Origin of the sequence: Bacillus sp. MMSF_3353 (assembly GCF_030733445.1) — a bacterium.
Lineage (GTDB): Bacteria > Bacillota > Bacilli > Bacillales > Bacillaceae_G > Bacillus_A > Bacillus_A wiedmannii.
The window spans coordinates 213,583-236,845 of record NZ_JASHJA010000001.1; the positions used below are offsets into that span (position 1 = coordinate 213,583).

Here is a 23,263-nt window from a genome sequence, read left to right on the forward strand (position 1 = left end):
AGTGTTTTCACTCACTTATTTTCCTAAAGGCAATGTTTTGAATAGAAAGGGTTATTCGTATGGATATTGAATTACGAAATCGCTATGAACCCATTGTAAGGCAATATAGATTGGATACACAGCATATGGAAGAGCACGGAAGTGTAACGAAAATTTACACGAATCAAGGTCCGTATGCGCTCAAGAAAATAGAAGACGGGAAATTAGAGAGGAATAACTTTTTGCACCATATTCAATATTTGAAGGAGAACGGTTTTTCAAATTATGTACCTATATACCATGCGACGGATGGAAATTATATTTTAAGTGACGGGACGTATAATTATTATTTAATGCCTTGGTTAGAACGTGCGGAAGGCAATGGCGAGGATAATGATCAATACCATAAAATGTTTCAAACTCTCGGGACGTTACATCAAAAAACGGTGAAAGAAGAAACGTATACAGAAGAAGATTTAGAAAAACATTATACAAATATATCCGATCGCTGGGAGAATGATGGTGAGATGTTAGAAGAGTTTCTCGTAGAATCTGAAGCGAAGTGGTATATGTCTCCGTTTGAATTGCAATATTGTACGTACTATCATCATGTAATGAGGGCGCGTGAGTTTGCAATGAAGCAATTAACTGAGTGGAACGATGCGATGAAAGAAAAAGAAAAAACACGTATTACTTTTGTACATGGTAACGTATCGCTTAATCATTTCTTATTTGATTATGAACGGAATGGCTATTTTATTAGTTTAGAAAAATCTAAGTTTGCCACACCGGTGCAAGATATAGTAGGGTTTTATTCTCGGTCTTTAAATACGTATCCAATTGCGCGAAGTGATCGGTTTGAATGGTATCAAATGTACCAAAAAAATTTCCCTTTTACGAAAGAAGAGCAACTACTCATGTTTGCATATATGACGTATCCATCGCAATTTATTCGGCAAATCCAGTCTTATAAGAAAAGAAGAGAGAGTCGCAATGAGGAAAATGAACTGCTCGGAGTAAAGAGCTTACAACAATCGCATTGGCTCGTTAGCAATATAGAATATTTCCTTTCGCAATTACAAGCTGCTCAGCAAGGGAGCGGATAAAGTGATGGGGTCTTACTGCCCGCAAATAGCGGGAGAAAGAAGATAAGTAGAGGATGCTACTTATCTTCTTTTTTTGCCCAAAAAGCCGTAGTATTAAATTTATCTTGACGAATAGGGTTTCGTTTTTTACACTATTGTATATAATAATTAACAATCATATAAATGCCTTGAAGGGGAAGAGTATAACAAGAAACGTCTTCAGAGAGGAGAATCATTAGCTGGGAGATTCTCTAGATAGTTATGTTAGAAGGTAGCCCTGGAGCATCTTTTCTGAACGGAATAGTTCTCATTAGGAAAAGACGGATTTGTCCGTTATCAAATTAAGAGTATAAGCAAATTCCTGAATTTGTTTGTAAATAAAGGTGGTACCGCGATGTCCCTCGTCCTTTTTTGGATGAGGGGCATTTTTTATTTTAAGGAGGGAAAATAATGTCAAACACGGAAAAGAATTTACCAACTAAATATGATCATATGTCCGTTGAAGAAGGCCTTTATCAATGGTGGCTTGAAGGCAAATATTTCGAAGCAACAGGAGATGAGAAGAAACAACCATACACAATTGTAATTCCACCTCCGAACGTAACTGGTAAGTTACACTTAGGTCATGCTTGGGATACAACTCTTCAAGATATTTTAACTCGTACGAAGCGTATGCAAGGTTACGATGTATTATGGCTTCCAGGAATGGACCATGCGGGTATCGCAACACAAGCAAAAGTAGAAGGGAAACTTCGTGAAGAAGGTATTTCACGTTACGATCTTGGCCGTGAGAAATTCCTTGAAAAAGCTTGGGAATGGAAAGAGGAATACGCGTCTCACATTCGTCAACAATGGGGGAAAGTTGGTTTAGGATTAGACTATTCTCGTGAACGTTTCACATTAGACGAAGGTTTATCTGATGCGGTTAATAAAGTATTCGTTCAATTATACGAAAAAGGCTTAATTTACCGCGGTGAATATATTATCAACTGGGACCCAGCAACACGCACAGCTCTTTCTGATATTGAAGTAATTCATAAAGAAGTTCAAGGTGCATTCTACCATATGAACTATCCGTTAACAGATGGTTCTGGTCATATTCGTCTTGCTACTACTCGTCCAGAAACGATGCTTGGTGATACAGCAGTAGCAGTTCATCCAGAAGACGATCGTTACAAACATTTAATCGGGAAAACAGTTACACTTCCAATCGTAGGCCGTGAGATTCCGATTATTGCTGATGAGTACGTAGAAAAAGATTTCGGAACAGGCGTTGTAAAAATTACACCAGCTCATGACCCGAATGACTTTGAAGTAGGTAACCGTCATGACTTACCACGTATCTTAGTAATGAACGAAGATGGATCAATGAACGAAAAAGCTGGTAAGTATAACGGTATGGATCGTTTCGAATGCCGTAAAGCGTTAGTGAAGGACTTACAAGAAGCGGGCGTATTAGTAGAAATCGAGCCTCATATGCATTCAGTAGGTCATAGTGAGCGTAGTGGTGCAGTTGTTGAGCCTTACTTATCAACACAATGGTTCGTAAAAATGGCTCCACTTGCTGAGAAGGCAGTAGAGCTTCAACAAAAAGAAGAAGAGAAAGTAACGTTCGTACCAGAACGTTTTGAAAACACATACTTACGCTGGATGGAAAACATTCACGACTGGTGTATTTCTCGTCAATTATGGTGGGGACACCGTATTCCAGCTTGGTATCATAAAGAAACTGGTGAAGTATACGTAGGTACAGATGCACCAGCAGATATTGAAAACTGGAATCAAGATAACGACGTACTTGATACATGGTTCAGTTCAGCGTTATGGCCGTTCTCAACACTTGGCTGGCCGGATGAAGATTCAGCAGACTTTAAACGTTATTATTCAACAGATGCATTAGTAACGGGGTATGACATCATCTTCTTCTGGGTATCTCGTATGATTTTCCAAGGTTTAGAGTTTACAGGCGAGCGTCCATTTAAAGATGTATTAATTCACGGTTTAGTTCGTGATGAGCAAGGACGTAAAATGAGTAAATCTCTTGGTAACGGTATTGATCCAATGGATGTTATCGAGAAGTACGGTGCAGATGCAATGCGCTATTTCTTATCAACAGGAAGCGCACCAGGTCAAGATTTACGTTTCAGTATGGAAAAAGTAGAGTCTACTTGGAACTTCATTAATAAAATTTGGAACGCATCACGTTTCGTATTAATGAACATGGATGATATGAAGTATGAAGAAATCGATTTAACTGGTGAAAAATCAGTTGCGGATAAGTGGATTTTAACTCGCTTAAACGAAACAATCGAAAGCGTAACGCGTAACATGGATAAATATGAGTTCGGTGAAGCTGGTCGTTCATTATACAACTTCATTTGGGACGATTTCTGTGACTGGTACATTGAAATGGCGAAACTTCCACTATACGGTGAAGATGAAGCAGCTAAGAAAACAACTCGTTCTATTTTAGCTTACGTATTAGACCAAACAATGCGTCTATTACACCCATTCATGCCATTCGTAACAGAGAAGATTTGGCAACATTTACCGCATGAAGGCGAATCTATTACAGTAGCAGCATGGCCAACAGTTCGTGAAGATTTACAAGATACAGAAGCTGCGGCAGAAATGCACCTTCTAGTTGATATCATTCGCTCTGTTCGTAACATCCGTGCAGAAGTTAATACGCCAATGAGCAAAAAAGTTCAAATGCAAATTAAAGCAAAAGATGAGGCTGTACTTGCTCAACTTACGAAAAACAGCTCTTACATTGAGCGTTTCTGTAACCCAAGCGAATTAATAATTCAAACGGATTTACAAGCACCAGAAAAAGCAATGACTGCAATCGTATCAGGTGCAGAGTTATTCTTACCGTTAGCTGATCTTATCAATCTTGATGAAGAGAGAGCACGTCTTGAGAAAGAATTTGAGAAGTTCGACAAAGAAGTAGAACGTGTACAGAAGAAACTTTCAAACCAAGGTTTCGTAGCGAAAGCTCCTGCAGCAGTTATTGATGGAGAGCGTGCGAAAGAGCAAGACTACCTAGAAAAACGTGAAGCAGTTCGCCAACGTCTAGCAGATCTTGAAAAGTAAAATATTTTTTAGAGGCTCACTATATTGGTGAGTCTCTTTTCTTTGCGTATAATAGGGGTATGAAGGTTGTCTTTTGAAAGGGGAAAGCATACGTGATACATACATACGAAGAAGCGATAGGGTGGATTCATAGCCGATTGAAGTTTGGTATTAAACCGGGATTAGAAAGAATGAAATGGATGCTAGAAGAGCTCGGAAATCCAGAGCGTCACATAAAATGTGTTCATCTTGCTGGTACAAATGGAAAAGGTTCAACGTTAACATATATGCGCTACATGTTAGAAGATGCAAAATATAAGGTAGGAACATTTACCTCTCCATATATTGAAACATTTAACGAACGTATTAGTGTGAACGGGACACCAATTGCAGATGAAGAGATTACTGAACTTGTAAAGATGGTAAAGCCAGTCGTTGAAAAACTAGATGGGACGGATTTAGGGGAAGCGACTGAGTTTGAAATTATTACTGTTATGGCAATTTGTTATTTCGGTAAAGTTAATTTCTGTGATGTTGTTTTATTTGAAACAGGGCTTGGAGGGCGCTTTGATTCTACGAATGTTATTCATCCTGTTCTCACGATTATTACAAATATCGGCCACGATCATATGCATATTTTAGGGAATACACTAGGAGAAATTGCATATGAAAAGGCGGGGATTATTAAGTCTGGTGTTCCGGTTATTACTGGTGTACAAGATGAGGAAGCATTGCAAGTCATTCAAAAAGTTGCAAAGGAAAATCATGCAAACTTATACGAGATGGGCAAGCATTTTACAGCGTTACATAAACAGTCTGGCGAAGATGGAGAACGGTTCGATTTCACTTGTCCTTTCGCCACTTTTGAAGATGTGCGAATCTCAATGAAAGGTGTTCACCAAGTAGGAAACGCAGCACTTGCACTTATGGCAGTCATGTATGTCAAAACATACTTATCATTTTTAATTGAGGAAGTAGAAATAAGAACTGGATTACAGGAAGCGTATTGGATTGGTCGATTTGAAAAACTGCAAAGCAATCCAGATATTATTATAGATGGTGCCCATAACCCAGAAGGTATCGAAAGTCTTGTGAAAACAGTAGAATCACATTACAAAGATAAAAATGTAATAGTTTTATTTACTGCCCTAGGTGATAAACAATTGCATAATATGGTAGATCAATTAGAAACCATTGCCGATGAAATTATTTTTACAACATTCGCCTTTGATCGTGCTATTTCTGCTGACAAGCTTGCATCGTATTCAAAGAAAGAGTCAAAACTAGTTTTTGAAAATTGGAAAGAGGCAATTGATACGAAGGTTGAAATGATTGGAGAAAATGATGTTTTTATCATAACAGGTTCTCTTTATTTCATTTCGGAAGTTCGAAAATATATTCGCGAGAAAAACTAGATAGTCTTTGCTATCTAGTTTTTTTGTTCTACAAATGAAGTCAAATGCATACATATAAGATAAATATATAGGGTTATTTGGCGAATTCCTCTGACAAATATCTCGTTTTTTTGTGAAATGAATATGATATGATGCGGACAACGATAAGAGGTGAGGTGTGAGTGTATGGACAAGCAATCACGAACGATCTCAGTGAAAGTGAATGGAACAGAAGCGAAGTATGAGGAGAAGAAGAAAGATGAATTTGAATGGATGGTAGTAGAAAGTGAAAGACCGAAAAACGTTGTTCCGTTTCAAAAAGCGAAATTGGTGTCTAAGGAAAAAAAACGAAAGAAGTGGAGCAATACGTTAATTGCAATCGTTGCCACTGCGATTGTTATTGGTACGGCTTTTGGGATGGGAATGCTACAGTTACTTAAAGGACAAGGTGCGACAGGGGGAAGCGAAGTAACGGCTTCGAAGCAGATGCGAAATGAAGAATCAAAGGTGGGCGGAACGGCAGAACAAACACCGGCACCAAAAGAGGAAAAACAAAAAGCACAGACAGGAACGTCATTAGATCCAATGAAATTATTTTTTGTGCAAGGAGGGATTTATTCTTCCGAAGAAAAGGGACAGGCCGCTCTTGAAGAGTGGAAAGGTAATGGAGGCGTTGCAGCTTTAAAATCGAGCGGTGATAAGTATGCATTAGTTGTTGGTATTGCTAGCGATGAACAAGGCATAAATCAATTAATGACGCAGTATAAAAATGATAATGTCTCCGTATTGAAAAAGGACTGGGATATAACAGATAAAGCGTTACTTAAAGATGATAAAGAAGTTGGGGCATTTTTAACAAAAGTACAGCCATTATATACTCATTTAGCAAAATATGCTTCCAGCGTACAAGCTAGTGGAAAAAGTAATGCGAAAGATATAGGGGCGATTGAAAAAGAGTGGAAAGCGATTGAAAAAGAAGGGAAAAGTATGAAGCAAGAAGAAGCGAAGAAATTGTATATGTATACGTCAGTAGCTGTGCAAACAGTGAAGGACGGAAAAGATGATAAGGAATCTTTGGCGAAACTAAATCAAGTTATTATTGATGGTATGCTTTCGTATGAAAAAATTGTTTCACAAAAGGCGAAATAATAGGATAATGAAATGATGAGGGAAGAAGTGTAGGTACTTCTTTCTTTTCTTTTGAATTTATAGTAAAGTGCTTTCTCTATGGCAGAAATATAATTGTATGTTAGTAAAGAGGTATTATTTTATATAGAGAAGATAATATTTCTTTCATTTGTGGACAAACTATTCCTTTGATACGATTGTTGTAAATGAGTCTGCTTCATGTGAGAAAGGAAGGAGAAAATATGAAAAAAATTATTTTAGCTTCAGGGTCACCTCGCAGGAAGGAATTACTTGAGTTAGCTGGTGTGCCATTTGAAATTATTGTAAGTGAAGTAGAAGAAAAGATTGGTGCGTATTCCTCACCTTCTGATATTGTTATGTCACTTGCTTTGCAAAAAGCATCTGCGGTAGCAGAAACGAATAGTGATCACATTGTGTTAGGTGCAGACACAATTGTTACATATGAGTCGCGTATACTTGGAAAGCCTTCTAATGAGGCTGAGGCGAAAGAAATGTTGCAATTATTATCAGGGAAAACACATGAGGTGTATACGGGTGTTGCAATTATAGCGAAAGACAAAACAGTCACTTTTTACGAGCGTACAGAAGTTACGTTTTGGGAATTAACAGAAGAAGAAATTGACGCATATGTTGCATCGAAAGAGCCTCTTGATAAAGCAGGAAGTTATGGGATTCAAGGTAAAGGGTCTATTTTTGTTCAACATATTCAAGGGGACTACTATAGTGTAGTCGGGTTACCAATTTCCCGTCTTGTTCGGGAATTAAAACAATTCAATATTGATGTAACCCATGCGTAAAATTGCATGGGATTTTCTTTGAGAGAACAAATAAAAGGGGTGGAGAAATGAACGGTATTCGTGATGTTGTCAAAGAAGAACAGCCACGGGAGCGTTTATTGTTAGAAGGAGCTGGAAGTTTATCGAATCGGGAGCTTCTTGCAGTGTTACTCAGAACAGGTTCTAAAGAAGAAACAGTTTTAAAGTTATCAGATAAAATTTTACATCACTTTGACGGTTTACGTATGTTGAAGGATGCAACGTTAGAAGAGCTTGTCAGTATACATGGTGTTGGGGTTGCGAAGGCAACCCAGCTTATAGCTGCTTTTGAACTCGGTAGAAGAATGGTGCGTTTAGAATATCAAAATAGATATAGCATTCGAAGCCCAGAAGATTGCGCGAGATATATGATGGAAGAAATGCGTTTCCTGCAGCAGGAGCATTTTGTATGTTTATATTTAAATACAAAAAATCAAGTTATACATAGGCAAACAATTTTCATTGGAAGCTTAAACACATCAATTGTACATCCAAGGGAAGTATTTAAAGAAGCGTTCCGCCGTGCAGCAGCCTCTATCATATGTCTTCATAACCATCCCTCAGGAGACCCCACGCCGAGCCGAGAAGATATTGAAGTAACAAAACGCTTAGTAGAATGCGGCCGAATTATCGGAATTGAAGTGCTTGACCATATTATAATAGGCGACCATAAATTCGTGAGTTTAAAGGAAAAAGGTCATATTTAAGACTATGCTTTTTACTTATTTTGTTTTATAATGTGATTTATGAGTTTTTTGTAGAAATTTATCTACAAAAAGGATAAAGATATAAAAAACGTACTGTTTTTATAATATAAATTAAGAAAAAATGAGTCCGTGAAAACAAGAAAGGAAGATAAATAATATGTTTGGATTTGGTGGATTTACTCGCGATCTTGGAATAGATTTAGGAACTGCGAACACGCTTGTATATGTAAAAGGAAAAGGTGTAGTTTTACGTGAACCTTCAGTAGTAGCGTTACAAACTGATACGAAACAAATCGTTGCTGTAGGTAGCGATGCAAAACAAATGATTGGTCGTACACCAGGAAACGTTGTGGCACTTCGCCCGATGAAAGACGGTGTAATTGCTGATTACGAAACGACAGCAACAATGATGAAATATTACATTCAACAAGCTCAAAAATCAAATGGATTTTTCTCACGTAAACCATACGTAATGGTATGTGTACCATCTGGTATTACAGCTGTCGAAAGACGTGCAGTAATTGACGCGACTCGTCAAGCTGGTGCTCGTGACGCTTATCCAATTGAAGAACCATTTGCAGCAGCAATTGGTGCAAACTTACCTGTTTGGGAACCAACTGGTAGCATGGTTGTTGATATCGGTGGCGGTACAACAGAAGTTGCAATTATTTCTTTAGGTGGTATTGTAACAAGTCAATCAGTTCGTGTTGCTGGTGATGATATGGACGATTCAATCATTCAGTACATTAAGAAAAGCTACAACTTAATGATTGGTGAAAGAACAGCTGAAGCATTGAAATTAGAAATCGGTTCTGCAGGCGAGCCAGAAGGTATTGAGCCTATGGAAATTCGTGGTCGTGATTTAGTAAGTGGTTTACCAAAAACAGTACTAATTCAACCAGAAGAAATTGCAGATGCATTAAAAGATACAGTAGATGCAATTGTAGAATCTGTTAAAAATACGTTAGAGAAAACTCCACCTGAATTAGCGGCAGACATCATGGACCGTGGTATCGTATTAACAGGTGGCGGAGCATTACTACGTAACTTAGATAAAGTGATTAGTGAAGAAACAAATATGCCAGTCCTTGTTGCAGAAGATCCATTAGATTGCGTAGCAATTGGAACAGGTAAAGCATTAGACAATATCGATCTTTTCAAAACTGCTGCTCGATAATATTGCAAAATAAAAATCAATGAAATTAAGAGGGTGTGAACGTGCCACAGTTTTTCTTAAACAAAAGATTAATTGTTTTGTTAGTTAGTATTATTCTTCTCGTGGCATTGATTGGAATCTCATTGAAAGAACGGAACAGTTTAACATGGCCAGAGCAGTTTGTTAAAGACACTGTCGGTGTTGTAGAACGTGTATTCCAAAAGCCAGCGAAATACGTAGCTGGATTCTTCGAAAATGTAGAGGATGTAAAGCGCACGTATGAAGAGAATAAAGAATTAAAAGCAAAATTAGATAATTATGCAGGTCTATCAGGGAAAGTAAAACAATTAGAAGATGATAACAAGAAGTTACAAGAGTTAACGGGTAAAAAAGAGTTGAATAGCCAATATACTGAAATTCCATCTACTGTTGTTTCTCGTAATCCAGATAAATGGTACGATTTAATCGGAATTGATAAAGGAGCACAGCAAGGAATTAAAAAAGATATGGCTGTAGTAACTTCACAAGGTTTAGTTGGACGAGTGAAAAGTGTATCTCAGTTTACATCATCAGTAGAGTTGCTAAGTTCTATGAGCCGAACAAATCGTGTTTCTGCTATCGTACAAGGTGATGAGAAAATCTTCGGATTGATTGAAGGTTACGACAAAGAAAAGCACTTACTTCTTTTCACAAAGATCGGCTCTGATGCAGACGTGAAAAAAGATCAACTAGTAGTAACATCTGGACTTGGTGATATTTTCCCGAAAGGTCTTGTAATTGGAACAATCGTTGATGTTCAGCCAGATCCATACGGCTTAACAAAAACAGCTTATGTAAAACCGGCCGCTGACTTGAATGACGTAGAGCATATTATGGTTGCTAAACGTGCAACGCCTTCAGCGCCATTAGAATAGGAGGGGGAGAAGAGATGATGAAGATTCTAAAAAGAGCAGCTCTTCCTCTTTTGCTCCTTTTTGTTTTTCTATTTGAAAATATGTTTGCTACTATTGTTCCAACAGAGGTTTTTTGGAAAGACAGTATAGCAGCACCTCATTTCTTTATAATTGTGTTATGTTTTATTACTGTGTACTATAGTCCGGTCCAAGGGATTTATTACGGACTCTTATTTGGTTTCTTATTTGATACCGTATACACAGAACTTGTCGGTATATATATATTTGCGTATCCGATTTTAGCTTATTTAGTTTATAGTGTGATGAAGATACTACAATTGAATTTATTTATTGTTGCTTCTATTGTACTAGCTAGTATTGTAGCACTAGAGTATTATGTGTATGGATTTTTAACTTTGTTAGGACGTACTCATATGTCAGCGTATGTCTTTTTCACAGATCGTCTCCTGTCTACTTTATTGCTAAATGCAATTTTCTTATTGATAGTTTGTTTCCCACTGAGACGATATTTAGTGCGTCTTTCAAAAGCGATGGAAGAAAAAGAAAAAAGGATTTTCTAATTTTATGTCGAATTGAATCGGTGGGGTGAACTTTAGTGGAAGAAAAAAAGCAACAAAATGTAACAATAAAAGGGACAAAAGACGGAATAACGCTTCATTTAGATGATTGTTGTTCATTCTCTGAATTACTGGAGGAACTGGATGAAAAGCTTTCTACACATTACTATGATGGTGATGGGCGCTCTTTAATTGAAGTGCATGTGAAAGTGGGAAATCGTTATTTAACAGAAGTCCAACAAGAAGAGATTCGTACGTTAATTCGTAATAAAAAGAATCTTGTTGTGGATTCAATTGAAAGTGATGTTATAACGAAAGCAGAAGCAATAGCTTGGAAAGAAGAAACAGAAATTGTCCCTATTTCCAAAATTGTTCGCTCTGGACAAGTTTTACATGTAAAAGGAAATTTATTGTTAATTGGAGATGTTAATCCAGGCGGAACGGTTATCGCTGGGGGGAATATTTTTGTCGTAGGATCATTAAGAGGAATTGCGCATGCTGGGTATTATGGGGATTCGGATGCTGTAATCGCTGCATCTGATATGAACCCGATGCAACTTCGAATTAGTGATGTGGCAATGCGGGCTCCGGAAGAGAAAGAAGACGGAGCGGAGGCGGCAGAATGTGCGTATATTAATGAGAACAATCACATTGTTGTCGATCGACTGCAACTTCTCACTCATCTTAGACCTAATTTAACAAAGTTAGAAAGGGGAATTGTATAGCTGTGGGAGAGGCAATAGTAATTACATCTGGAAAAGGCGGAGTAGGTAAAACTACAACGTCTGCGAACATTGGTACAGCCCTGGCGTTATCTGGAAAGAAAGTGTGCTTAATTGACACAGATATCGGTCTTCGAAACTTAGACGTAGTAATGGGGCTGGAAAATCGTATTGTATTTGATCTTGTTGATGTCGTTGAAGGGCGTTGCCGTTTACCTCAGGCTCTTATTAAAGATAAACGTTTTGATGATCTTTATTTATTACCTGCAGCACAAACGAGTGATAAATCAGCGGTAACACCTGAACAAATGGATGAATTAATACAAGTATTACGTCAAGATTATGATTACATATTAATTGATTGTCCTGCGGGGATTGAGCAGGGATTTAAAAACGCGGTAGCTGGTGCGGATAAAGCAATCGTTGTTACGACGCCAGAAGTATCCTCAATGCGCGATGCGGATCGTATTATCGGGCTTTTAGAAAAAGAGGATATTGAACCACCGAAACTTGTTATTAACCGTGTGCGTAGTCATATGCTTCATGAACAGGATATGTTAGATGTTGATGAAATCGTACGTACATTGTCAATCGAGCTTCTTGGTGTTGTCGAAGATGATGATGAAGTTATTCGTGCTACAAATACAGGTGAACCTGTAGCGTTGCAACCGAGCGGAAAAGCAGCGTTAGCTTATCGTAATATTGCAAGACGCTTGTTGGGTGAGAATGTACCATTGCAAGCATTTGGACAAGAAAAGGTATCGGTATTTACAAAGATGAAAAACTTCTTTGGAATCCGTTAAAGGCACTTCGCGCATATGCGAAGTGCTTTCTTTTTTCTTCACACGAATATCTTCCTTTCCTAGCTCATACATATGTACAAACTGTATACAACTGTTTCTATGTAAATTAGCTTAACGAAAGAAAGGAGACAGTATGAAGAATAGACGTGTAGAAGAAATTAAAAAACGGATTGCGAAAAGGAAGGCAGAGCAAGAAAGGATGGAGGAAGAGCAGTATTTTGCTGGAGGGAATTTTGATAGTGAAACAGTATTTATTGAAGATGGAGAAAAGGAAATTCATCCTTTATTTCGAAAAGAAGTATTTTTCTTCAAAGTTTTGTTATCAGCAATATTAGTTCTTTCTGTCGCTATTTTATATAAGAATGCACCCTCTTCTTTTGACGGTGCGAAAGCTGTTACAGAAAAAGTGATGAAAGAAGAATTTCAGTTTGCTACTGTAGCGAAATGGTACGAAAAGCAGTTTGGAAAACCACTCGTATTTTATTCACCTACTGAGAAAAAAGAAGGAACGATTCAGCAAAAAGATTATGCCATCCCTGCTTCTGGAAAGGTAATGCAAGGGTTTCAAAAAAATGGCCAAGGTGTATTTGTTCAAACAGCTACAAATGCAACTGTTGAGTCAGTGAATGAAGGGCTAGTTGTTTTTGCAGGTAAGAAAGAGGAACTTGGTAATACGGTTCAAATTCAGCATGCAGATGGAACAGAATCGTGGTATGCGAATTTAAATGACATGACAGTGAAATTATATGATTACGTTTCAAAGAAACAAAAAATTGGAACGGTGAATAATGATGCAAATAATAAAAATGGTAAGTTTTATTTCGCGATAAAAAAGAATGAAAAATTTATTGACCCGATTCAGGTGATTTCATTTGATTAAATATAGAGAAGTTTTAACGAAGATTTCAGTGCATCCGTTGTTTTGGGTTATTATTGTCATTGGTATTTTTACGGCACGTTTTAAAGAGTTACTACTGTTATTTTGTATCGTTCTTATCCATGAACTTGGGCATGCCTTTGCGGCGGCACACTACAATTGGCGTATTAAAAAGATTCAACTTTTACCGTTTGGTGGTGTGGCTGAGCTTGAGGAACACGGGAATAAGTCATTGAAAGAGGAACTTGTTGTTGTAATTGCAGGGCCTATACAACATATTTGGATGATGGTGGTAGGTTATATAGTGTTTGAAGCTGGTTGGCTGGGTGCGGATTTATATTATTTCTTTATATGGAATAATATAATTATTTTAGCATTTAATTTACTACCTATTTGGCCGCTTGACGGTGGAAAAGTATTGTTTAACGTATTATCATATCGTTTTCCTTATTTACAAGCACATGAAAAGATGATGAAATTATCATGTGTTTTTTTTAGTGTAATACTAGTGTGGCAGTTACTTTGGAATAGTAACAATATTATGATGTGGGTACTACTCATATTTTTAGCGGTGTCGTTATATCAAGAGTGGAAACAAAGACAGTATGCCTTTATGCGTTTTTTATTGGAACGTTATTATGGGAACAAAAGAGGAATTGAAAAGATTGCACCTATTGAAGTGCAATCAGAAGATCATTTATATAAGATATTCACAAAATTTCGTAGAGGGTATAAGCACTCTATTATCGTCCATGGAAAATATAAAGAACATTACACATTGGATGAAAATGAATTACTCTATGCGTATTTTACTGAAAAACGAACAACTTCATCTGTTGAAGAATTAATCGGTTAGTGTTGACGATAGCACTAACCTTTTATTATTGTAAAAGCAAAGAAGATTATAAAGTGAGGAAAGAATTTTGAAAACGTTATATATGAACTATGCAGGATCGGAAAAACGCGTTGCAATTGAAGAGAAGAAAAAAATTGTTGAGTTTTTATGGAAACGAAATGAAGAACAAGAGATTGTTGGGCATATTTATGTTGGACGTATCGTAAGAACGATTGCTGGAATGAACGCAGCTTTTGTAAACATCGGTTTAGAAAAACATGCGTACCTTTCATACGATGATGTACCATCTTCTTATCGTATACATGAAGGGCAAGCGGTACTCGTGCAAGTTGTGAAAGAGGCAATTGATACGAAAGGGCCGAAATTGACGGCAAACATAGAATTTACCGGGAAATATGTCGTTTATATGCCATATGATGAAATGCGTGCGGTTTCTCGAAAAATAAAAAATAATAAAAGAAGGCAACAGCTACTCCAAATTGAGGTAGAAGGGACAGGAGGTTATATTTTCCGCTCTGCTTCTGAAAAAGGAGAAATTGAAGAAATACAAGCTGAAATGCAAAGGTTACAGCAGTTATATGAAGAGCTAAAAAGAAAAGAGGGGCAAGGAAAGGCACCGTTACTACTTCATCGACCGGCGACCTTTTTAGATCGTGTATTCCAAGAGAATCCGATTGAAACGATTGAAAAAGTAGTTGTAGATACAAGAGGTATAGTAAAAGAATTAGAAGAAAAGGTCGGAAAAGAAAAAGTATCTTTTTATAATGAAAAATCTTCAATGTTTAACCATTTTGGAATAGAGCGTGAGATCGAGAAAGCACTTCAAAAAATTGTGTGGCTCCCGAATGGTGCTTATTTAATTGTGGAACAAATGGAGACGATGACTGTAATTGATGTGAATACGGGCAAGTTTACTGGAAAACAGAATTTACAAGATACAGTCCTTCGTACAAATGAAGTGGCAGCTGAAGAGATTGCACGTCAATTAAGACTGCGTGATATCGGTGGTATGATATTAATTGATTTTATTAATATGAAAAGAAGAGAAGATAAAGAAAAGGTAAGAGAATGTCTGATGGCTGCTATGCAAAATGATCGCACATATACAAGAGTGCTCGGTTTTACAGAGTTAGGGATTTTGGAGATGACACGTAAACGTAAGAAACATTCTTTACGCGACGTATTACTAGAAGAGTGTGTACCTTGCAAAGCGACGGGGTATGTAATGTCATATGAAACAATTGCGTATGAGTTAGAGAGAGAGCTAATCACATATGGAAATATAGAGGATGAGGCAGTATTAATCGCTGCGCCTAAAAATTTGCAAAAACAATTTTTGCAAAAAGAATTACAAAAAAATATTCCATTTGAAATTTATTTCAAAGATGATATGATCGAAAAGTACGCAATTATTCGTTTTGGAAGTAAAACAGAAATTGTAGAACGGAAAAAATAGTTAGCAGAACATTTATTGACAACCGTCTATGATTCATGATAACATCTTTATGTTATAGTTTATAGCACCTAAACGGCTATATGCTACAACCGCACAAGACAGGTTCCCTAAAGACATTTATGTCTACCTCGTTTTTGGCGAGTCTTAGTAATTAAGAGGAGGTGCAAGTATGTACGCAATTATCGAAACAGGTGGAAAACAAATTAAAGTTGAAGCTGGTCAAGCAATCTACATTGAAAAATTAGATGTTGAAGCTGGTGAAACTGTTACTTTTGACAAAGTTCTTTTCGTTGGTGGCGAAAACGTTAAAGTTGGTAGCCCAGTTGTAGAAGGTGCAACAGTTACTGCGAAAGTTGAAAAACAAGGTCGCGCTAAGAAAATCATCGTTTTCAAATACAAAGCGAAAAAGAACAATCGTAAGAAACAAGGTCATCGTCAACCTTACACTAAGCTAGTTGTTGAAGCTATCAACGCTTAATCCAGGTTAACATGATTAAAATTACGATAAGTCGCACGAAATTAGGAAGTATCCAATCATTTAAAATGACTGGACATGCCGATTATGCGCCACATGGACAAGATCTTGTCTGTGCTGGAACTACAGCGGTTGTGTTTGGTTCTATAAATGCAGTGGAAGAACTTTGTAATGTGCAGGCAACTATTGAACTCGGAAGTGATGGCGGATTCTTAACGTATGAATTGCCTAATGATTTAGACGTTCATGCAGCAGAAAAAGCACAAACGCTTTTAGAAGGATTGGTTGTTTCGCTTAAGACGATCGAACTTGATTACGGAAAGTATATCCGTTTAATAGAAAAAGTGCAGGAGGTGTAACGTATGTTAAGATTAGATCTTCAGTTTTTCGCATCTAAGAAAGGTGTAGGTAGTACAAAGAACGGTCGTGACTCTCAGTCAAAACGTCTTGGTGCTAAACGCGCAGATGGTCAAACGGTTTCAGGTGGTTCAATTCTTTACCGTCAACGCGGTACAAAAATTTATCCAGGTGTTAACGTTGGTCGTGGTGGCGATGACACTTTATACGCGAAAGTTGACGGCGTAGTACGCTTTGAGCGTCTTGGCCGTGACCGCAAACAAGTGAGCGTATATCCTGTTGCTCAAGAAGCATAAGAACTCACGGAAAACTCTAACCTGAGTGCAGGTTAGAGTTTTTCTATATTAAGGGGTATCTAAATGAATGAAAAATGGACAATTATAGATGCATTGCGTCATTCAAGACATGATTGGCTCAATCGTATGCAGATGGTGAAAGGAAACCTTTCCCTTGGAAAAGTGGAAGAGATTCATAGGCTCATCGATCGTTTTGTCCAAGAAGCGAGACAAGAATCCAATCTGATAGGGCTATCAATGCCTTTATTTTCAGAGTGGATTTTAACATATAATTGGAAACAGCAGCCGTGCTTATTGGAGTACGAAGTATTAGGGAAATTACATAACTTATCTCACTTAGATGAGACTGTATGTATATGGACGAATCAATTTTTCTCAATACTTCAGCATAGTTTAGACGTATATGTTGAAAATTATGTTTGTATCACAATTGAATGTGACGCGGAGAATGCTCGTTTCTTTTTTGATTTTCGTGGTAAGCTAACGAGTGTAGAAGAACTACAGAATTGGCTTGCGAACCAAAACAATAAATGGTATTCCATTTCTTATACAGTACGAGACGAAGAAGTCTCAGTTATATTACAACCAATCGAAAAAAGTGTGGTGAAATAATGTTTGTAGATCAGGTCAAGATATATGTAAAAGGCGGCGACGGTGGTAACGGAATGGTTGCGTATCGTCGTGAGAAGTATGTACCTAAAGGTGGCCCAGCAGGTGGCGACGGTGGTAAAGGTGCAGATGTTGTTTTTGTTGTTGAGGAAGGCTTACGTACATTAATGGACTTCCGCTACCAACGTCATTTCAAAGCTGATCGTGGTCAGCATGGAATGAGTAAAGGTCAGCATGGTCGTAAATCTGAAGATTTAATCGTAAAGGTTCCACCGGGAACAATAGTAAAAGATGAAAAAACAGGTGAAATTCTTGCCGATTTAGTAACGCATGGACAAACAGCTGTAATCGCAAAGGGTGGCCGCGGTGGTCGTGGTAACTCACGTTTCGCAACACCGACGAACCCAGCGCCAGAAATCGCTGAGAACGGTGAACCAGGTCAAGAACGTGATGTCACGCTAGAACTTAAAGTGCTAGCAGATGTTGGACTTGTTGGATTCCCAAGTGTAGGTAAATCTACATTATTATCTGTTGTATCATCAGCGCGTCCGAAAATTGCAGAGTATCACTTTACAACAATCGTTCCGAATCTTGGTGTTGTTGAAACTGGTGATAACCGCAGCTTCGTTATGGCTGACCTTCCTGGACTAATTGAAGGTGCACATGCCGGCGTCGGACTTGGACACCAATTCTTACGTCATATTGAGCGTACACGTGTAATCGTGCACGTTATCGATATGTCTGGTTTAGAAGGCCGTGAGCCATATGAAGATTATGTAACAATCAATAGTGAACTAAAAGAATACAATATGCGTTTAACTGAGCGTCCACAAGTTGTTGTTGCAAACAAAATGGATATGCCAGGTGCAGAAGAAAACTTACAAGCATTTAAAGAAAAATTGGGAGACGAAGTGAAAATTTTCCCAATCTCAGCTGTAACGAAACAAGGTGTACGTGACTTACTATTTGAAGTAGCGAACTTATTAGAAACAACACCAGAATTCCCAATGTACGATGATGTAGAAGAATCTGAAGCAAGTGTAATGTACAAATTTGAATCTGAATCTAATTTTGAAATTACACGCGAAAGTGATGGCACATTTGTTATTTCTGGTTATGATATTGAGAAAACATTCAAAATGACAGACTTCTCACGTGATGAATCTGTACGCCGATTTGCTCGTCAAATGCGTGGAATGGGTATTGATGAAGCCCTTCGTGCACGTGGTGCAGTAGACGGAGATATTGTAAAAATTCTTGAATATCAATTTGAATTTATCGATTAAGACTGCCGAAATATGGCAGTTTTTTTTTATTGTAAATGTCTGATTCATATAGGAAAAAATACCCACTAATTAAATTTTCAATTTATAATAGAACAAGGAGTGGCTTTGGAAGAATTTTTTATGGGGAGAAAACGAACATGTATAAAATATTAATTGTAGAAGACGATGAAAAAATAGCGGGAATATTAGAGGAGCATTTAGAAAGGTATGGCTATCAATCATTTAGAGCAAGTGATTTACGTCATATAAAAGATGAGTTCGTGAAAATAAATCCTCATCTCGTATTACTGGATATTAATTTACCATATTTTGATGGTTTTTATTGGTGTCGTCAAATTCGTACTGTATCGAATGCGCCGATTATTTTTGTTTCTGCAAGAACAGGGGAAATGGATCAAGTAATGGCGATCGAGAATGGCGGAGATGATTACATTACGAAGCCATTCCATTTAGATATTGTAATGGCTAAGGTGAAAAGTGCACTTCGCCGTGGCTATGGTGAGTATGCCTCTGTTGCTGAGAGTGATTGTTTAGGTGTAAATGGACTGTTGTTATTTCCGTCCCAGCACATTGTTGAGTGGCAGGGGCAACAAACGGAGCTGACAAAAAATGAATTTTACTTATTAGAATGTTTAATGAAACAAGCAAATCAATATGTAACGCGTGAAGAACTGTTAGAAGCCCTGTGGGACGAGGTAGCTTTTGTTGATGATAATACATTAACCGTAAATGTAAAACGCGTAAGGAAGAAACTAGAGGAGCTAGGCATTCAAAATGCGATTGTAACGAAACGCGGATATGGTTATGCGCTTCTTACAGAGTGGGGCGAAGGGCATGAAGGTTAAAAATTACCTCATGGACCGTTTTTCTTTACTTCTTTCTTATATTATTAGCCTTTGTTTATTTGGGCTCGTTTTGCAGTTGCAAAGTCTTTTAGAAAAAAGATCCATTGATTGGAGTACGTGGTTATATGGGCTTTTATTAGGGACAGTTGTATTTACTGTATACCTCATTTACGATTATCGAAAACGAAGTGTATTTTTAAAAAGAATCGAAAAATATGTTGCTAGCGGAAATACATTACACGACTCTTTACTTATTGATACTTCTTATACGTCAGAGCAAGAGATGGTTGTTGAATCGTTTACGCTATTAAGACAGCAATATATGAATGAAGTTCATAAACAACATGCGAAAGAACAACAGCAAATGATATTTATGAACCAATGGATTCATCAAATGAAAACACCAGTATCGGTTATAGAATTGCTATTGCAAAAGTTTGGTAAAGAGCATCGTGAAGCAAGAGCAACAGTTGAAAGTATTCGTGAAGAAAATAATCGTATACTAAATGGTTTAGATTTAGCGTTACATATGGCAAGGTTAGAGCAATTTGCGAAAGATTATAAAGTAGAAGTAGTAAATGTGATAGATATCATCAGGGGTATTATTAATGAAAATCGAAAATCTTTCATTCAATCGTCGGTATTTCCGAAAGTAATGTTTGATGAAGATACTTGTATGGTTGCATCTGATAGAAAATGGCTAAGTATTGCTATAGGGCAAATTGTTGTAAATGCAATTAAGTATACGAAAATTTCAGAAGCAGAGAAAAAGGAAATTCAATTTCAAATTGAAGAGAAAGATCAAAAGGTGTTACTACATATTAAGGACAATGGAATTGGTATTCCAGAGCAAGATGTAAAACGTATATTTGATCCATTCTTTACGGGAATAAATGGCCGTAAAACGAGAGAAGCGACTGGAATGGGTTTATATATTACGAAGGAAATTTGCGATAATTTACATCATGGAATGTATGTGCAATCGGCTGAAGGGGAAGGGACAACATTCACGTTCCAATTTGCAAAAGATGAAGAATATCATACATTAATGAGAAAAATGACAAAACTGTAAGATAACAAAACGTTTTGTAAGGGAAATCACTCGTTTCTTTTTCTTATTTTTCTTATAGTAAGTGTAAGAAGAAAACACATAGGGGGACTAGAAATGAGTGTTCTTGAAGTAAAAGGATTAACAAAAGTGTACCAATCAAAAGGTTCAGTAGCGACGACTGCTTTAAACGATATAAATTTTAAAATAGAAGAAGGCGAATTTGTAGGAATTATGGGGCCTTCAGGGAGCGGGAAAACAACGCTTTTAAACTTATTAGCAACAATTGATAAGCAAACTTCAGGTCATGTGCTTGTAAATGGTGAAGAAATTAATCAAATGCGTGCTGCAAAATTAGCGGAGTTTCGTCGTACACATTTAGGATTCATCTTCCAGGATTTTAACTTACTTGATACGTTATCGATTAAAGAAAATATCATTTTACCACTTGTAATGGCGAAGAAATCTGTAAATGAAATCGATGCGAAAGTGCTTGAGATTGCAAAGTTTTTAAGCATCGAAGAAATTTTAAATAAAAAAGTATATGAAGTGTCAGGCGGACAACAACAACGTGCAGCAGCAGCGAGAGCGATCATTCATGAACCTACGCTAATTTTAGCGGATGAGCCAACTGGAAACTTAGATTCGAAGTCAGCAAAATCATTAATGAGTGCATTGCAAGATTTACATGAACAAAAGAAAGTGACAATTGCAATGGTAACGCATGATCCAGTAGCAGCGAGTTATTGCGAACGTATTCTTTTCATTCGCGACGGAGAAATTTTCTCAGAAATACATAAAGGAAGAACGAAACAAGCCTTTTTCCAAGAAATTCTGGACGTACTTGCGATGCTAGGAGGAGAATATCATGAACTTTCGCCAGCTCGCGCTTAATAACGTAAAAGGAAATTGGCGTAATTATAAAGCTTTCCTTATTAGTAGCTGTTTATCGATTGTCGTATTTTTCATGTATGCTTCCTTTATTTATCATCCAGATGTCGTAAGTGGTAATATTAGTATGAGAGAGATGATTTCAAAAGGGCTAGAATCGATGAATTATATTGTAGTCATCTTCTCAGCACTCTTTATTTTATATGCAAATTCAACATTTTTACGAGCAAGAAAAAAAGAGTTTGGTCTATTAACATTAATAGGTGGAACAAAATCTCAACTTGGCCGAATGATTATATTAGAACAGCTTATGTTAGGTAGTATTGCAATTGTAGTAGGTATTGGGCTTGGCATGCTTTGTTCAAAGTTATTTTTCCAAGCACTGAGTGTATTACTAAAAATTGATAAAACACTTCCACTCGTATGGAATAGTAAAGCAATTCTTATTACAGCAGGTGTATACTTTATTCTATTTTTAATCCTATCATTGTTTAGTGTTTGGACAGTAGGGCGCTTGCAAATTATTGATTTATTAAGAGAAGCAAGAAAACAAAAAGTAGAACCTTTTGCATTTACATCGTTATGTGTAGTTGGTATAGGATGTATTATTGTTGCATATGTACTTAGCTTCCAAGTAACATTTATGAATTTTATCATTCTGTTTTTACCGATTGTAGGGCTGACGATAGGCGGAACTTATTTACTGTTTACACAAGGTAGTACAGTCGTATTAAAAGCATTGCAAAAAAGAAAAAAATCTTTTTATACATACCCAAATATGTTCGTACTTAGCAATCTTATTTATAAAATGAAAGATAATGCTCGTTTTCTATTTGTAATTTCTATCATTACGGCGGTTGTATCTTCGGCAGTTGGTACACTGTACGTATTTTTTGAGGATATGAGTTATAAGGCAGCAACTAGTACCCCGCATGCTATTTCGTACGAGGAAAAGGGAATAAATACGCATAATGTCATAAAAGAAGGAAAAGCAAAAGAATTAATAAAAAAACACGGATTTGAAGATGCGCGAGAAGTAACGTACGTAAAACTTCCTGGAAGTCAAAAAATCACGATGTTTAACGGTGAACATGAAGTGCCAATGGCGATTGTTTCAGAAAAAGAATATAACGCTGAAGTACGTAAACAAAAGAGAGAGCAAGTTAGAGAAGTTCATAATGCACCAGGTAGTGCAACGATGGTCATAATGGATATAGCGAACGACATGATGAAGATAGATCGTTCAAAACCGTATGAATTTAAAATGAACGGCCAAACGCAGTCTGTTCAATTAAATGAGCCAACTCCATTTTCTGTTTTTAATGATAGTGAATATCTCATTGTGAATGATCAAGATTTTGAGAAATACGCAAAGCTTGTACCAAATGAAGAAAAGACGAAATATTACGGTTATTATATAGAAGACTGGAAAAGTACGGAAGACCTTGTGTTAGATTTGAAAAATGAAATTGCGCCAGATAAGCAAATGGAACTAAACAACTCAGTGCTTGCTTATAAAGATATAAGGGAATCAGGAGCAATTACGATGTTTATCGGTTTCTTCGTAGCTGTGCTGTTCTTTTTCTTCGCTTGTAGTATGACATACTTTAAATGGTTTAACGATAAAGAACAAGATCGTATTCAATTTAAATCGTTAAAGAGAATCGGTATGACAGATAAAGAAATTCGCAAAATTGCAATTCGACAAATGGGCGTTATCTTCTTTATCCCAATTTTAATCGGTGCAATTCATAGTGGATTTGCTCTTCATACGTTAGGGAAAATGCTTTATATCGATTTGTGGAAATCAGGAGCGATTGTAATTGGGACGTACGTTGTAGCTTCTGCGATTTACTTTATGATTGCACAAAGAGGATATTTGAAACACGTGCAAAGCTAGAGAAACCTCTA

General features: G+C 37.1%; 23 protein-coding genes and 2 other annotated features. All 23 genes read left to right on the forward strand.

The window, feature by feature from the left end; all coding sequences use genetic code 11:
- Positions 1 to 59: 59 nt before the first annotated feature.
- Complete coding sequence (ysxE, locus tag RBB48_RS01140; protein WP_088064510.1) at positions 60 to 1,085, forward strand: spore coat protein YsxE; 1,026 nt, start codon at positions 60 to 62, stop codon at positions 1,083 to 1,085.
- Positions 1,086 to 1,243: 158 nt separating this feature from the next.
- Positions 1,244 to 1,476, forward strand: a binding site (T-box leader).
- 38 nt (positions 1,477 to 1,514) lie between these two features.
- On the forward strand, positions 1,515 to 4,160 hold the full coding sequence (locus RBB48_RS01145; RefSeq protein WP_000072220.1) for a valine--tRNA ligase: 2,646 nt from the start codon (positions 1,515 to 1,517) through the stop codon (positions 4,158 to 4,160).
- Between the two features lie 92 nt (positions 4,161 to 4,252).
- On the forward strand, positions 4,253 to 5,554 hold the full coding sequence (locus RBB48_RS01150) for a bifunctional folylpolyglutamate synthase/dihydrofolate synthase (RefSeq protein ID WP_088609688.1): 1,302 nt from the start codon (positions 4,253 to 4,255) through the stop codon (positions 5,552 to 5,554).
- 165 nt (positions 5,555 to 5,719) lie between these two features.
- Positions 5,720 to 6,682 (forward strand): stage II sporulation protein B, encoded by a 963-nt coding sequence (locus tag RBB48_RS01155; protein WP_306007324.1) that lies wholly within the window; start codon positions 5,720 to 5,722, stop codon positions 6,680 to 6,682.
- Between the two features lie 221 nt (positions 6,683 to 6,903).
- Positions 6,904 to 7,479, forward strand: coding sequence for a Maf family protein (locus RBB48_RS01160; RefSeq protein ID WP_097889236.1), 576 nt, complete (start codon positions 6,904 to 6,906; stop codon positions 7,477 to 7,479).
- Between the two features lie 47 nt (positions 7,480 to 7,526).
- Positions 7,527 to 8,204: a DNA repair protein RadC gene (gene radC / locus RBB48_RS01165; RefSeq protein ID WP_087957065.1), complete on the forward strand. Its 678-nt coding sequence runs from the start codon at positions 7,527 to 7,529 to the stop codon at positions 8,202 to 8,204.
- Between the two features lie 157 nt (positions 8,205 to 8,361).
- The gene (mreB, locus tag RBB48_RS01170) at positions 8,362 to 9,381 is read left to right on the forward strand and encodes a cell shape-determining protein MreB (protein WP_000466737.1); all 1,020 of its coding nucleotides are present in this window, start codon (positions 8,362 to 8,364) and stop codon (positions 9,379 to 9,381) included.
- A gap of 41 nt (positions 9,382 to 9,422) precedes the next feature.
- On the forward strand, positions 9,423 to 10,274 hold the full coding sequence (mreC, locus tag RBB48_RS01175; protein WP_088064479.1) for a rod shape-determining protein MreC: 852 nt from the start codon (positions 9,423 to 9,425) through the stop codon (positions 10,272 to 10,274).
- 14 nt (positions 10,275 to 10,288) lie between these two features.
- Positions 10,289 to 10,834, forward strand: coding sequence for a rod shape-determining protein MreD (mreD, locus tag RBB48_RS01180; RefSeq protein ID WP_000975757.1), 546 nt, complete (start codon positions 10,289 to 10,291; stop codon positions 10,832 to 10,834).
- Between the two features lie 35 nt (positions 10,835 to 10,869).
- Positions 10,870 to 11,556 carry a septum site-determining protein MinC gene (minC, locus tag RBB48_RS01185; RefSeq protein WP_000391511.1) on the forward strand — a complete coding sequence of 229 codons (687 nt, stop codon included), beginning with the start codon at positions 10,870 to 10,872 and terminating at the stop codon, positions 11,554 to 11,556.
- 2 nt (positions 11,557 to 11,558) lie between these two features.
- Positions 11,559 to 12,356: a septum site-determining protein MinD gene (minD, locus tag RBB48_RS01190; protein WP_000503312.1), complete on the forward strand. Its 798-nt coding sequence runs from the start codon at positions 11,559 to 11,561 to the stop codon at positions 12,354 to 12,356.
- A 133-nt stretch (positions 12,357 to 12,489) separates the two neighbouring features.
- Positions 12,490 to 13,236 (forward strand): stage IV sporulation protein SpoIVFA, encoded by a 747-nt coding sequence (gene spoIVFA / locus RBB48_RS01195; RefSeq protein ID WP_097889237.1) that lies wholly within the window; start codon positions 12,490 to 12,492, stop codon positions 13,234 to 13,236.
- The gene (gene spoIVFB, locus RBB48_RS01200) at positions 13,229 to 14,089 is read left to right on the forward strand and encodes a stage IV sporulation intramembrane metalloprotease SpoIVFB (protein WP_000599080.1); all 861 of its coding nucleotides are present in this window, start codon (positions 13,229 to 13,231) and stop codon (positions 14,087 to 14,089) included. Before spoIVFA ends, spoIVFB begins: the two co-directional genes overlap by 8 nt.
- 67 nt (positions 14,090 to 14,156) lie before the next feature.
- Positions 14,157 to 15,545 carry an Rne/Rng family ribonuclease gene (locus RBB48_RS01205; protein ID WP_098230317.1) on the forward strand — a complete coding sequence of 463 codons (1,389 nt, stop codon included), beginning with the start codon at positions 14,157 to 14,159 and terminating at the stop codon, positions 15,543 to 15,545.
- A gap of 77 nt (positions 15,546 to 15,622) precedes the next feature.
- Positions 15,623 to 15,700, forward strand: a sequence feature (ribosomal protein L21 leader region).
- Positions 15,701 to 15,714: 14 nt separating this feature from the next.
- Positions 15,715 to 16,023 carry a 50S ribosomal protein L21 gene (gene rplU, locus RBB48_RS01210; protein WP_000270907.1) on the forward strand — a complete coding sequence of 103 codons (309 nt, stop codon included), beginning with the start codon at positions 15,715 to 15,717 and terminating at the stop codon, positions 16,021 to 16,023.
- An 11-nt stretch (positions 16,024 to 16,034) separates the two neighbouring features.
- On the forward strand, positions 16,035 to 16,379 hold the full coding sequence (locus RBB48_RS01215) for a ribosomal-processing cysteine protease Prp (RefSeq protein ID WP_001973720.1): 345 nt from the start codon (positions 16,035 to 16,037) through the stop codon (positions 16,377 to 16,379).
- 3 nt (positions 16,380 to 16,382) lie between these two features.
- Complete coding sequence (gene rpmA / locus RBB48_RS01220) at positions 16,383 to 16,673, forward strand: 50S ribosomal protein L27 (protein ID WP_000944957.1); 291 nt, start codon at positions 16,383 to 16,385, stop codon at positions 16,671 to 16,673.
- A 63-nt stretch (positions 16,674 to 16,736) separates the two neighbouring features.
- Positions 16,737 to 17,285 carry a sporulation initiation phosphotransferase B gene (locus RBB48_RS01225; protein ID WP_149213782.1) on the forward strand — a complete coding sequence of 183 codons (549 nt, stop codon included), beginning with the start codon at positions 16,737 to 16,739 and terminating at the stop codon, positions 17,283 to 17,285.
- On the forward strand, positions 17,285 to 18,568 hold the full coding sequence (obgE, locus tag RBB48_RS01230; protein WP_000497119.1) for a GTPase ObgE: 1,284 nt from the start codon (positions 17,285 to 17,287) through the stop codon (positions 18,566 to 18,568). Before RBB48_RS01225 ends, obgE begins: the two co-directional genes overlap by 1 nt.
- 137 nt (positions 18,569 to 18,705) lie before the next feature.
- Entirely contained in the window at positions 18,706 to 19,413 is a 708-nt protein-coding gene (locus RBB48_RS01235) for a response regulator transcription factor (protein ID WP_000276710.1), read from the forward strand.
- Positions 19,403 to 20,485: a HAMP domain-containing histidine kinase gene (locus RBB48_RS01240; protein WP_046956287.1), complete on the forward strand. Its 1,083-nt coding sequence runs from the start codon at positions 19,403 to 19,405 to the stop codon at positions 20,483 to 20,485. Before RBB48_RS01235 ends, RBB48_RS01240 begins: the two co-directional genes overlap by 11 nt.
- 93 nt (positions 20,486 to 20,578) lie before the next feature.
- Positions 20,579 to 21,355 carry an ABC transporter ATP-binding protein gene (locus RBB48_RS01245; RefSeq protein ID WP_097889240.1) on the forward strand — a complete coding sequence of 259 codons (777 nt, stop codon included), beginning with the start codon at positions 20,579 to 20,581 and terminating at the stop codon, positions 21,353 to 21,355.
- On the forward strand, positions 21,330 to 23,252 hold the full coding sequence (locus RBB48_RS01250) for an ABC transporter permease (RefSeq protein ID WP_097889241.1): 1,923 nt from the start codon (positions 21,330 to 21,332) through the stop codon (positions 23,250 to 23,252). Before RBB48_RS01245 ends, RBB48_RS01250 begins: the two co-directional genes overlap by 26 nt.
- Positions 23,253 to 23,263 lie beyond the last annotated feature (11 nt).

Bases quoted from the DNA above. Each gene is read 5' to 3' on its own strand.
- obgE (WP_000497119.1), top strand. From the start codon at position 17,285: ATGTTTGTAGATCAGGTCAAGATATATGTAAAAGGCGGCGACGGTGGT.
- ysxE (WP_088064510.1), top strand. From the start codon at position 60: ATGGATATTGAATTACGAAATCGCTATGAACCCATTGTAAGGCAATAT.
- rplU (WP_000270907.1), top strand. From the start codon at position 15,715: ATGTACGCAATTATCGAAACAGGTGGAAAACAAATTAAAGTTGAAGCT.
- rpmA (WP_000944957.1), top strand. From the start codon at position 16,383: ATGTTAAGATTAGATCTTCAGTTTTTCGCATCTAAGAAAGGTGTAGGT.
- radC (WP_087957065.1), top strand. From the start codon at position 7,527: ATGAACGGTATTCGTGATGTTGTCAAAGAAGAACAGCCACGGGAGCGT.
- RBB48_RS01245 (WP_097889240.1), top strand. From the start codon at position 20,579: ATGAGTGTTCTTGAAGTAAAAGGATTAACAAAAGTGTACCAATCAAAA.
- RBB48_RS01145 (WP_000072220.1), top strand. From the start codon at position 1,515: ATGTCAAACACGGAAAAGAATTTACCAACTAAATATGATCATATGTCC.
- RBB48_RS01240 (WP_046956287.1), top strand. From the start codon at position 19,403: ATGAAGGTTAAAAATTACCTCATGGACCGTTTTTCTTTACTTCTTTCT.
- mreD (WP_000975757.1), top strand. From the start codon at position 10,289: ATGATGAAGATTCTAAAAAGAGCAGCTCTTCCTCTTTTGCTCCTTTTT.
- RBB48_RS01235 (WP_000276710.1), top strand. From the start codon at position 18,706: ATGTATAAAATATTAATTGTAGAAGACGATGAAAAAATAGCGGGAATA.
- RBB48_RS01215 (WP_001973720.1), top strand. From the start codon at position 16,035: ATGATTAAAATTACGATAAGTCGCACGAAATTAGGAAGTATCCAATCA.
- RBB48_RS01250 (WP_097889241.1), top strand. From the start codon at position 21,330: ATGAACTTTCGCCAGCTCGCGCTTAATAACGTAAAAGGAAATTGGCGT.
- RBB48_RS01155 (WP_306007324.1), top strand. From the start codon at position 5,720: ATGGACAAGCAATCACGAACGATCTCAGTGAAAGTGAATGGAACAGAA.
- RBB48_RS01160 (WP_097889236.1), top strand. From the start codon at position 6,904: ATGAAAAAAATTATTTTAGCTTCAGGGTCACCTCGCAGGAAGGAATTA.
- RBB48_RS01225 (WP_149213782.1), top strand. From the start codon at position 16,737: ATGAATGAAAAATGGACAATTATAGATGCATTGCGTCATTCAAGACAT.
- spoIVFA (WP_097889237.1), top strand. From the start codon at position 12,490: ATGAAGAATAGACGTGTAGAAGAAATTAAAAAACGGATTGCGAAAAGG.
- mreB (WP_000466737.1), top strand. From the start codon at position 8,362: ATGTTTGGATTTGGTGGATTTACTCGCGATCTTGGAATAGATTTAGGA.